9 protein-coding genes are annotated in these 9,618 nt (G+C 75.8%); 7 read left to right on the forward strand and 2 right to left on the reverse strand.

Features of this window, described 5'->3' with window-relative positions; all coding sequences use genetic code 11:
- Nucleotides 1-302 precede the first annotated feature (302 nt).
- The 5 genes from ACFV0G_RS26970 (at nt 303) to ACFV0G_RS26990 (ending at nt 4,404) form a co-directional block, all read left to right on the forward strand.
- A complete protein-coding gene (locus ACFV0G_RS26970) occupies nt 303-1,262 on the forward strand; it encodes an FAD:protein FMN transferase (protein ID WP_380553171.1) in 960 nt (319 codons plus the stop codon).
- Nucleotides 1,259-2,011: a ferric reductase-like transmembrane domain-containing protein gene (locus tag ACFV0G_RS26975; RefSeq protein ID WP_380553174.1), complete on the forward strand. Its 753-nt coding sequence runs from the start codon at nt 1,259-1,261 to the stop codon at nt 2,009-2,011. Before ACFV0G_RS26970 ends, ACFV0G_RS26975 begins: the two co-directional genes overlap by 4 nt.
- Nucleotides 2,008-3,348, forward strand: coding sequence for an NADH-ubiquinone oxidoreductase-F iron-sulfur binding region domain-containing protein (locus ACFV0G_RS26980; protein WP_380553177.1), 1,341 nt, complete (start codon nt 2,008-2,010; stop codon nt 3,346-3,348). The genes ACFV0G_RS26975 and ACFV0G_RS26980 overlap by 4 nt, the downstream gene beginning before the upstream one ends.
- Nucleotides 3,339-3,572: a ferredoxin gene (locus ACFV0G_RS26985; protein ID WP_380553180.1), complete on the forward strand. Its 234-nt coding sequence runs from the start codon at nt 3,339-3,341 to the stop codon at nt 3,570-3,572. Before ACFV0G_RS26980 ends, ACFV0G_RS26985 begins: the two co-directional genes overlap by 10 nt.
- A gap of 115 nt (nt 3,573-3,687) precedes the next feature.
- Nucleotides 3,688-4,404: a hypothetical protein gene (locus ACFV0G_RS26990; protein ID WP_380553183.1), complete on the forward strand. Its 717-nt coding sequence runs from the start codon at nt 3,688-3,690 to the stop codon at nt 4,402-4,404.
- A gap of 99 nt (nt 4,405-4,503) precedes the next feature.
- Here ACFV0G_RS26990 and ACFV0G_RS26995 read toward each other — a convergent pair whose 3' ends face one another.
- Nucleotides 4,504-5,520 carry a hypothetical protein gene (locus tag ACFV0G_RS26995; RefSeq protein WP_380553186.1) on the reverse strand — a complete coding sequence of 339 codons (1,017 nt, stop codon included), beginning with the start codon at nt 5,518-5,520 and terminating at the stop codon, nt 4,504-4,506.
- Between the two features lie 64 nt (nt 5,521-5,584).
- Complete coding sequence (locus tag ACFV0G_RS27000) at nt 5,585-7,093, reverse strand: long-chain fatty acid--CoA ligase (protein ID WP_380553189.1); 1,509 nt, start codon at nt 7,091-7,093, stop codon at nt 5,585-5,587.
- A 166-nt stretch (nt 7,094-7,259) separates the two neighbouring features.
- Between ACFV0G_RS27000 and ACFV0G_RS27005 the strand changes: the two genes are divergently transcribed.
- Nucleotides 7,260-7,913, forward strand: coding sequence for a TetR/AcrR family transcriptional regulator (locus ACFV0G_RS27005; RefSeq protein WP_380553192.1), 654 nt, complete (start codon nt 7,260-7,262; stop codon nt 7,911-7,913).
- A gap of 81 nt (nt 7,914-7,994) precedes the next feature.
- Complete coding sequence (locus ACFV0G_RS27010; protein ID WP_380553195.1) at nt 7,995-9,515, forward strand: carboxylesterase/lipase family protein; 1,521 nt, start codon at nt 7,995-7,997, stop codon at nt 9,513-9,515.
- Nucleotides 9,516-9,618: the final 103 nt, after the last annotated feature.

Genomic DNA, 9,618 nt, shown 5'->3' on the forward strand with positions numbered 1-9,618 from the left:
CGCCCCCGCCCCCCGGGGGTCCAGCCCCGTCCCGGCGGGCCCCCCGCCCCCCCGCCCACGGCCGCCCCCGGGGGCGCGGCGGGCCTGGGCACCGAGTACCACAGCCGGTTGCCGGGTGCCGCCGCACCCGCGACGGCGACCTCACCCGGCACGGCGGGCACGCCGGGCACGGCGACCTCACCCGGCACGGCGGGTACCCCCGGCACGCAGGCCCCGCGGTCGACCACGCTCCGGCCGCCCGCCCAGGCCCCGGCGCCGGTCGCCCCGCACACCCGGGCACCGGCCACCACCTCGGGTGCGTCATGACCGGGGAGGTCCGCTGCTCCACCACCACGTTCCCGGCGCTGGGGACGACGGCGGTGCTGCTGGTGGCCGACCCCGGCGGCACGGCGGCCGCCCTCCGGGTACTGGAGGAGGAACTCGCGGCGGTCGACCTGGCGTGCAGCCGGTTCCGGTCCGACTCCGAACTCTCCCGGGCCAACCGCACCGACGGCCCGGTCACGGTCGGCCCGCTCCTCGCCGAGGCGATCGAGGCCGCGTTGCGGGCCGCGGAGGCCACCGACGGCGCAGTCGATCCCACCGTCGGCGCCGCCGTCTCGGCACTCGGCTACGACCGGACCTTCGCCTCGGTGCGGCCCGAGGCCGTTGAACCGGTGACGCCGGTCCGGCCGTCCGGCTGGCGCACCGTCGAATGGAACGCGCGGGCCGCACGGCTGCGGCTCCCCCCGGGCACCGCGCTCGACCTCGGGGCGACGGCGAAAGCGCTGGCCGCGGACCGCGCGGCCGAGCGGGCGGCGCACGTCGCCGGGTGCGGGGTGCTGGTCAACCTCGGCGGTGACCTGGCGGCCGCCGGCCCCGCACCGGCCGGGGGCTGGCAGGTGGCGATCGCCGACGATCACACGGCCCCGGCCGACGGAGCCGGCCCCGTGGTGTCCGTCCGCAGCGGCGGCCTGGCCACCTCGGGCACCACCGTACGGAGCTGGCGGCGCGGCGGCCGGTCGCTCCACCACATCGTCGACCCGGCCACCGGAGACGTCCCGGCCCCCCTCTGGCGGACGGTCAGCGTCGCCGCCGCGACCTGCGTCGACGCCAACACCGCGGCCACCGCGGCGATCGTGCGCGGTGCACAGGCACTCGGCCGGCTGAACGCGCTCCGCCTGCCGGCCCGCCTCGTCCGCACCGACGGGTCCGTGGTGGTGGTCGGCGGCTGGCCGCCCGACCCCGACCCCGCCCCCGGGCCCGCCGAGGGAGGATCCCGATGACCGGCACCGTGCAGTTCGCCGCCGCGGGCCCGAGCCCGCTCTGGTACGCGACCCGGGCCGGCGGCACCGTCGCGCTCGTCCTGCTCACGGCCACCCTCGTGCTGGGGATCGCGGCCGGCGGCCGGTACGCACCCAAGCGGATCGCCCGGTTCGAGATCGGCGCCCTGCACCGGAACCTCTCCGTGCTCACCCTGGCGTTCCTCGGCCTCCACATCGCGACCGCGATCGCCGACCCGTTCGTCCATCTGAGGTGGCTGGAGGCGGTGGTGCCCTTCGCCTCCTCGTACCGCCCGCTGTGGCTGGGCCTCGGGGCTCTCGCCCTGGACCTGCTGCTGGCCGTCCTGGTGACCAGCGCGGTGCGGCTGCGGATCGGCCGCAGGGCGTGGAAGGCGGTGCACTGGCTCGCCTACGCGGTCTGGCCGCTGGCCCTGTTCCACGGCGCGGGCACCGGGACGGACACCCGGCTGACGCTGCAACTGGGCCTCACGGCCGGCTGTCTTGCCGCGGTGGTGGCCGCGGTGTGGTGGCGCCTGGTCCGGGCGGGTCCGGGGCACCGGGCCGGCCGGATCTGGGCCGCCCTGTCCGCGGCCGCCGTACCCGCCCTCGTGATGGCGCTGCTGGCGGCCGGGCCGGCCAGGACCGGCTGGGCCCACCACGGCGGCGCCGCCCAGCGACCGGGCACGGTCGCCACCGACCACCGGACCGCCGGCGACGACGGCGGGGACGAGGACCGAGGAGACGACCAGTGATCCCGCAGACCAGCACCGTGGAGGCCGCCGAGCCGCCGGGCATCCCCGAAGGACCGGCGGACGCCCGGCTGCTGCACGGCTGGTACGCCACCGGCGGGCCCGCCGGCCTGGCCGAGCACCTGTGGCGGTACGGCCCGCCGCCCGCCGCGTCCGGCCGCCGGGCCGCGACGTGGCTGATCCGCGCGGTCGAGGAGGCCGGGCTGACCGGGCGGGGCGGCGCCGCCTTCCCGACCGGGCGCAAGCTGCGCTCGGTCGCCGAACGGCGGGGCCGGGCCGTGGTCGTGGCCAACGGCATGGAGAGCGAGCCCGCCAGCGGGAAGGACACGGCCCTGCTCGACCTCGCCCCCCACCTGGTGCTCGACGGCGCCACCCTGGCCGCAGCCGCCGTCGGCGCGTCCGCCGTCCACCTCTGCCTGCCCCGCACCCGGTCGTGGCAGGTCGAGCGGCTGACCGCCGCCGTCGACGAACGGCGGCGCTCCGGCCTGGACCGGGTGCCCGTCCGGGTGCACGCCCTGCCCCACCACTACGTCTCCAGCGAGGAGACCTCGCTGGTGCGCTGGCTGAACGGCGGCGACGCCCGCCCCTCGGCCACCCCGCCGCGGCCGTACGAGAAGGGCGTGGGCGGGCGCCCCACCCTCGTCGACAATGTGGAGACCCTCGCCCACCTGGCCCTCATCGCGCGCTACGGGCCACGGTGGTTCCGCGCCACGGGGAGCCCGGACGCGCCCGGGACGAGCCTGGTCACGGTCTCGGGGGCGGTCCGCGCCCCCGGCGTCCGCGAGATCCCGCTCGGCACCCCGGTCGGGGCCGTCCTCGACACCGCCGGCGGCGCCTCCGAGCCGCTCCGGGCCGTCCTCGTCGGCGGGTACTTCGGCAGCTGGCTGCCGCTCTCGGCGGCGGATGTGCCGTTCAGCCGGAGCGGACTCGCCGAGGTCGGGGCCGGGCCGGGTGCGGGTGTGCTCACCGCGCTCCCCGAGGATGCCTGCGGCCTGACGGAGACGGCCCGGGTGCTCGGCTACCTCGCCGCCCAGAGCGCGCGCCAGTGCGGGCCGTGCCGGTTCGGGCTGCCCGCCGTCGCGGACGACTTCGCCCGGCTCGCCGGCGGGCGTACCGACCCGGAGCTGCTGGAACGGCTGCACCGCAGGACCGGTCTGCTGGCCGGCCGCGGTGCCTGCCGCCACCCGGACGGCGCGTCCCGGCTGGCCGCGACCGCCCTGGAGGTGTTCGGGGACGACGTGCGGCGACACCTGCTGCAGGGGCCGTGCGGCCCCGCCGGGCGCCGGGCGGTCCTCGCCGTGCCCGACCGTGCGGACCCGGGGAGCGAGGGATGGCGGTGACCCGGCCCCACCGGCTCGCCGTCGACCGCATCGCCTGCGACGGCCGCGGACTCTGCGCCGAGTTGCTGCCCGAACTGATCGCCCCGGACGAGTGGGGCTATCCGGTCCTCACCGGGTCCGACGTGCCCGGCGAGCTCCTGGCCGACGCACGGCGCGCGGTGGCGGCCTGCCCCGTTCTGGCACTGCGGCTGGAGCGGGGCCCCGACCGCCCCGGCCGCACGTGACCTGAACCACTTCTTAGTGCTCGCCCGGGCACACTGCTGACGGTCCCGCAGCAGACGGGACATCGTCCCGCCCACCCCGGCGCGGTCCTGCATCACCGGAAGGCGGAGTCAGCACATGCTCTCGACAGGCAGCGCCACGGCGCCGACGGGCGGGACCGTGCCGATCCCGGCGGGGCCCCTGGGCGGCCCCGAGGGGAACCGGCGGCTGGTCGCCGCCACCGGCGCGCTCCTGCTGGCCCTCCTCGCGGCGCAGGGCGTCACGATTCTGTTCCTCGGGCAGCTCCTCACCTGGCACTTCTTCATAGGCATGCTGCTGGTCGGGCCCGTCGTGCTCAAACTGGGCAGCACCGGCCACCGGTTCGTCCGCTACTACGCCGGCAACGCGGCCTACCGGCGCCAGGGACCGCCGCATCCGCTGCTGCGGCTGCTCGCCCCGCTGGTCGTCGCCACCACCGTCGCCGTGCTGGCCACCGGCGGCGCGCTGGCCCTCATGGGACGCGACACCGGACCGGTGCCCGTCCTCTTCCTCCACAAGGCGAGCTTCGTCTGCTGGGCGGCGGCGACCGGCGTCCATGTGCTGGCCCATGTGTGGCGTCTGCCCGGGCTGATCGGCGCCGACCTGCGCATGCGCGCCGCCCGTCACGGTGGGCCGCGCGTCCGCGGCGCCGCCCTCCGCTGGTCGCTCCTGGCTGCGGCGCTCGCAGCCGGACTCGCCCTCGCCCTGGCCGGGGCGCCACTGGCCGCCCAGTGGCAGTCGTCCGCCCACCACGCCGGGCGGCCCCATGCGAAGCACTCCGCCGCCGCGGCACCGGCGGCCGGCCGGCCGTCCTGACCCGGAGCGGGGCTGCCGCCCCCACCGCCACCGGCGGAGGCCGGGCCTGCGGGGCCGCGCGGTCGGTACCCGTTCGCGCGGCCCCGGTCCCGCCGGTCGTCAGCCGCCGAGGGCGTGGACCATGGCCGTGATGGCGGTCATCTGGGGTGCGCTCCTGACCGCGAAGTCGGGGCCGTTGTAGCCGAACCAGTCCCAGCAGCCCTGGGGGTTGACCGGCAGGGTGGTGGCGATGGCCTGCGGGTAGAGGACGACGAGGTTGTTGGTGTCCGCGTAGGTGTCGAGGTTGCCCCACTCGGCGAACTCGTCACCCAGCAGGTACTGCCCCGACAGGCAGCCGTGCAGGGCGACGACCAGCGTGCAGGGCTGCCCGGCGGCGCAGGACGGCGGGACGTAGAGCTGGCCGGTGGTGTCCATGGCGTACCAGGGGGCGAAGCCGCCGGGGGCGTACCGGTTCTGGTCGAAGCGGGTCAGAGTGCCTCGCGGCGCGCCGGTGTTGGGCGGGTTGACGTGGCCGAGCCACTGGGAGAGCATCTCGCCCTCGGGGTCGTCGAGGCAGTTGTTCATGAACGGCGCCGCAGTGAGGGAGCAGGCGACCGGGCCGTAGGGGGTGACCCAGGAGTGCCCGGCCGGGTCCCGGTCGTGGTACTGCGTGCTGGCGCCGAAGTCCCGGTAGAACTGGACCCCGGCGTCGGAGAGCAGGCCGTTGACGACCGGGTCGAGAGTGCCGTGGTAGGTGTAGATCGGCTTGCCCCTCAGGTTGGAGACCGGGTCGATCCGGCCCTGGTTCGCCCAGGTGACGGCCTGCTGTTCCAGGACGGGCAGGCCGATGCCGAGGTCACAGGCGTCGAAGCCGATGACGGTGCCCTGCCCGCAGTCGTAGGGGCCGGCGGCAACGATGCCTGCGCCCTTGAACGTGCGGGAGTAGGCGACCTGGAGCTGGGTGGCCATGAAACCGCCGGAGGAGACGCCCGTGACGTAGGCGCCGGTGACGTTGAGGTGGGGCAGCGAGGAGGTGGAGGCGTGGGCGGGGGCTGCCACGCCGAGGACGGCGAGGGCGGCGGCGGAGGCCAGGGCCGCGGCGGACCGGAGGGCTCTGCGCAGGGAGCGGGACGTCATGGGACACACTCCTGGGTGGGGGTGAAGGCGGCGGCGCGTGGGGGCACCGCGGCCTGCGGCACCGTCAGATCTCTTGGTCCGACGGCAGCTCGATCTCCCGCTTGAGGATCTTCCCGGTCGGCCCCTTGGGGAGGGCTGCCACGATCCGCACGATGCGGGGGTACTTGTAGGGCGCGACCTCGGCCTTCGCGAAGTCCCGCAGGTCGGCCGGCTCGGCACTCGCGCCCGGCTTGAGGGCGACCACGGCGGCGATCTCCTCGCCGTGGGTGGGGTGCGGCACACCGATCACCGCGGCCTCGCCGACCGCAGGGTGCCGGTAGAGGACCTCCTCGATCTCACGGGGGTAGACGTTGAAGCCGCCCCGGATGATCAGCTCCTTCTTGCGGTCGACGATCCGGAAGCACCCGTCGGGGTCCTTGATCCCGATGTCGCCGGTGCGCAGCCATCCGTCGGGGACGGCCGCGGCGGTGGCCTCGGGGTTGCGCCAGTAGCCCTTCATGACGTTGTGGCCGCGTACGGCGATCTCGCCGCGCTCGCCGTCGGGGACCTCGCGGCCGTCCGAGTCGAGGACGCGCAGTTCGACACCGAGGACGGGTGTGCCGATGGTGCCGGGCCGGCGCGGCCGGTCCGGGTGGTTGAAGCAGGCGACGGGCGACGTCTCCGACAGGCCGTAGCCCTCCAGGACCGTGCAGCCGAAGGCCTCCTCGAAGCTGCGCAGAACCTCCACCGGCATGGCGGCGCCGCCGGAGACGCACACCCGCAGCGAGCGCGTGTCACCGCCCGCGGGTCCGGCGGCGAGCAGGGCGCTGTACATGGTGGGTACGCCCAGGAACGCGGTCACCCCGTCCCGGTCGATGATCTCCAGGGCCTTGGCCGCCTCGAAGCGGGGCAGCAGGGTGAGGCAGGCCCCGGCGGCCGTGGCGCAGGTGAGGCCGACGACCTGGCCGAAGGCGTGGAAGAGCGGCAGGCCGCCGAAGACCACATCCTGTTCGGTGAGGCGGAGCAGGGTCGTCCGGGTGATCTCGGTGTTGCGGATCAGGTTGTCATGGGTGAGCTCGGCGCCCTTGGGCCGGCCGGTGGTGCCCGAGGTGTAGAGGATCACCGCGGTGTCCTGCGGCGCGCGGGGGGTCACGCCCGGCTGCGGGGGGTGGCGGTCGAGCAGGTCGTCGAGGCGGTCGGCGTCCACCGGCAGGCAGGGCACGCCGGCCGCCCGGGCGCCGCCGGCCGCCTCGTCGGCGCCGGACGGGGCGATCAGCAGGGCGGCGTCGGAGTCGCGCAGCTGATGCTCCACCTCGCCCGCCTTGAGCAGGGGATTCAGGGGGACGACGATCGAACCTGCGCGGAGGATCGCGTAGTAGAACACGGCGAAGGCGGGCACGTTCGGCAGGGACAGGCCGATCCGGTCCCCCGGTCCCGCTCCGGCGTCCCGCAGCAGGGCCGCCGCACGGGCGGCGGCCTCGTCGAGTTCGGCGTAGCCCAGGACGGTCCCGTCGAGTCGGACGGCCGGCCGGTCGGGGTGTCGGGCCGCCGTGTCCACCAGGATCGCGGCGAGGTTGACGTGGGGGTTCGGCACGTGAGGGGCTCCTTCGGACCTTACCGGCCGGCAGTCGCCGACCGTCGATCGATTTCCAACCGATCGATTGGTTGTTACTGCCGCGTTGCGAGATACCATCGGGCCTCTGCGTTACCGTGTCAACCAATCGATCGGTTGGAAATCGGCAACACCCCGAGGAGAGCCCGTGGACGTCCCCGACTGGGAGCCGCGCCGGGTCGCGGCCGTGGCCGTCGCGCTGCCCGAGGGGGTGACACCGGCCGGCACCCGCGGCAGGATCCTGGAGGCGGCGCTGGCCCTCTACGCGGAGTCGGGGTTCTACGGCACCTCGATCCGTGCGATCGCCGACCGGGTCGGCATCAACTCGGCCACCCTGTACGCGCACTACCCGTCCAAGGAGCAGGTGCTGGCCGAGCTCGTCCGGGTCGGCCACCGGGAGTTGCACAGCCGGCTGACCTCGGCCGTCGGGGCGGTGCCACCGGCCGAGGGTGCGGCAGCGCGGCTGGCCGCACTCGTCCGCGCCCACGTCGGGGTGCACGTCGATTACCCGCTGCTGGCCGTCGTCACCAACGGGGAACTGCACGCGCTCTCGCCCGAGCACGCGGCGCCCTCGCTGGAACTCCGGGCAGCCTGCCGCCGCCTGCTCCTCGACATCCTGGAACGGGGCACCGAGGACGGCGAGTTCTCCGTGCCCGATCTCGTGCTCACCGCCACCGCGATCGGCGCCATGGGCATGCACGTCGCCCAGTGGTTCGGCCCCGACCAGCCGTACACGGGCGAGCAGATCGCCGAGACGTACGTCGACCTGGCCCTGCGGATGGCCGGCGCCGCCGGGCACTGAACCACGACGGCGACCCGCCGACGGGGCACGGGCCGTGTCCACCACCGGAGACCGAGCTCGACCGACAGGAGGATCCACACGATGCAGTCCGTCGTCAGCACCCGGCAGGGCCGGGTACGGGGCGCCGCCGAGGGTGGCATCACCGCCTTCAAGGGCATTCCGTACGCCGCACCGCCGTTCGGCCCCGACCGTTTCCGGCCGCCGCGCCCGGCCGAGCCCTGGGACGGAGTCCGCGAGGCCGTCGCCTACGGGCCGACCGCGCCCAAGGCCCCGTACACCCCGCCCTTCGACCGGCTGATCCCCGAGGTCGACATCCCCGGCGAGGACTGCCTGAACCTCAACGTCTGGACTCCCGACCCCGGCGGCTCGCTGCCGGTCATGGTGTGGCTGCACGGCGGCGCCTTCACCAACGGCTCCGGCTCCGTCCCCGGCTACGACGGCAGCCGCTTCGCCCGCGACGGCGTCGTCTGTGTCACCGTCAACTACCGCCTGGGGGCGGACGGATTCCTCCACCTCGGCGACGGCGCCCCCGCCAACCTCGGTCTTCACGACCAGATCGCCGCCCTCACCTGGGTGCAGGACAACATCGCCGCCTTCGGCGGTGACCCCGGCAACGTCACCGTCTTCGGCGAGTCCGCGGGCGCCATGAGCATCGGAGCCCTGCTCGCCGCGCCCTCGGCGGCCGGGCTCTTCCGCCGTGCGGTCCTGCAGAGCGGCGCCGCCCACCACACCCTCAGCCCGGCCAGTGCCCGGCTGGTGGGCCGTCACCTCGCCGACCTGCTCGGCGTCGAGCCGGCCGTCGAGGCGATCGCGGCCGTGCCCCTGCGTGCGCTCGTCCAGGCGCAGCAGCACCTTCGCGCCGCGATCTCGGCCGCGCCCGACCCGGCGCGGTGGGGCGAGGCGGCGCTCAATCTCATGCCCTTCGAACCCGTCGTGGACGGGGTCCTGCTTCCGGCGCCCCCGATCGAGGCGATCGCCGCGGGTGCGGCGGCCGGCGTGGACCTGCTGGTCGGCACCAACAGCGACGAGTTCCGGCTCTTCCTCGTCCCCACCGGTGTCATCGACCACGTCGACGAGCAGATGCTGCTCGGCGGCGCCGCCCGGTACGGGCTCGACACCGCCGCCGTGGCCGAGTACCGGGCCGCCCGCCCGGGCGCCTCCCCCGGTGACCTGCTCGCGGCGATCGCCACCGACTGGTTCTACCGCATCCCGGCCGTCCGGCTCGCCGAGGCCCGCACCGGGCTCCCCGGCGCCACGTACATGTACGAATTCGCCTGGCAGCCGCCCACGTTCGACGGCCGTCTGGGTGCCTGCCACGCCGCCGAACTCCCCTTCGTCTTCGACAACCTGCACGACAAGGCCTTCCTCGGCCTGCTCGGCCCCGAGCCCCCTCAGGAACTCGCCGACACCGTGCACGCCGCCTGGGCGTCGTTCGCCACCGGCGGCGACCCCGGCTGGCCCGCCTACGACCCGGATACCCGCCGCACCATGCAGTTCGGCACCCCCTCCGAGGTCCTCACCGATCCCCGCCCCCGCGAGCGCGCCCTGTGGGACGGGCTCCGCGGGCCGACCGCAGGATCCCCCTCCCGGCCGTCGCCCTGACGGCCCGGGGGGGCGGGGGGGGGGCGGGGGGGCGCCGGGCGCGCGCGCGCCCGCGAGCGGGGGCGGGGCGGGGGCGGGGGCCGCGCCGCCGGCGCGCCGGGCG

Origin of the sequence: Kitasatospora sp. NPDC059571 (genome assembly GCF_042735675.1) — a bacterium.
Classification (GTDB): domain Bacteria; phylum Actinomycetota; class Actinomycetes; order Streptomycetales; family Streptomycetaceae; genus Kitasatospora.

Coding starts and splice junctions, on each gene's coding strand:
- ACFV0G_RS26970 (WP_380553171.1), top strand. CDS start 303: ATGACCGGGGAGGTCCGCTGCTCCACCACCACGTTCCCGGCGCTGGGG.
- ACFV0G_RS26975 (WP_380553174.1), top strand. CDS start 1,259: ATGACCGGCACCGTGCAGTTCGCCGCCGCGGGCCCGAGCCCGCTCTGG.
- ACFV0G_RS26985 (WP_380553180.1), top strand. CDS start 3,339: ATGGCGGTGACCCGGCCCCACCGGCTCGCCGTCGACCGCATCGCCTGC.
- ACFV0G_RS26990 (WP_380553183.1), top strand. CDS start 3,688: ATGCTCTCGACAGGCAGCGCCACGGCGCCGACGGGCGGGACCGTGCCG.
- ACFV0G_RS26995 (WP_380553186.1), bottom strand. CDS start 5,520: ATGACGTCCCGCTCCCTGCGCAGAGCCCTCCGGTCCGCCGCGGCCCTG.
- ACFV0G_RS27010 (WP_380553195.1), top strand. CDS start 7,995: ATGCAGTCCGTCGTCAGCACCCGGCAGGGCCGGGTACGGGGCGCCGCC.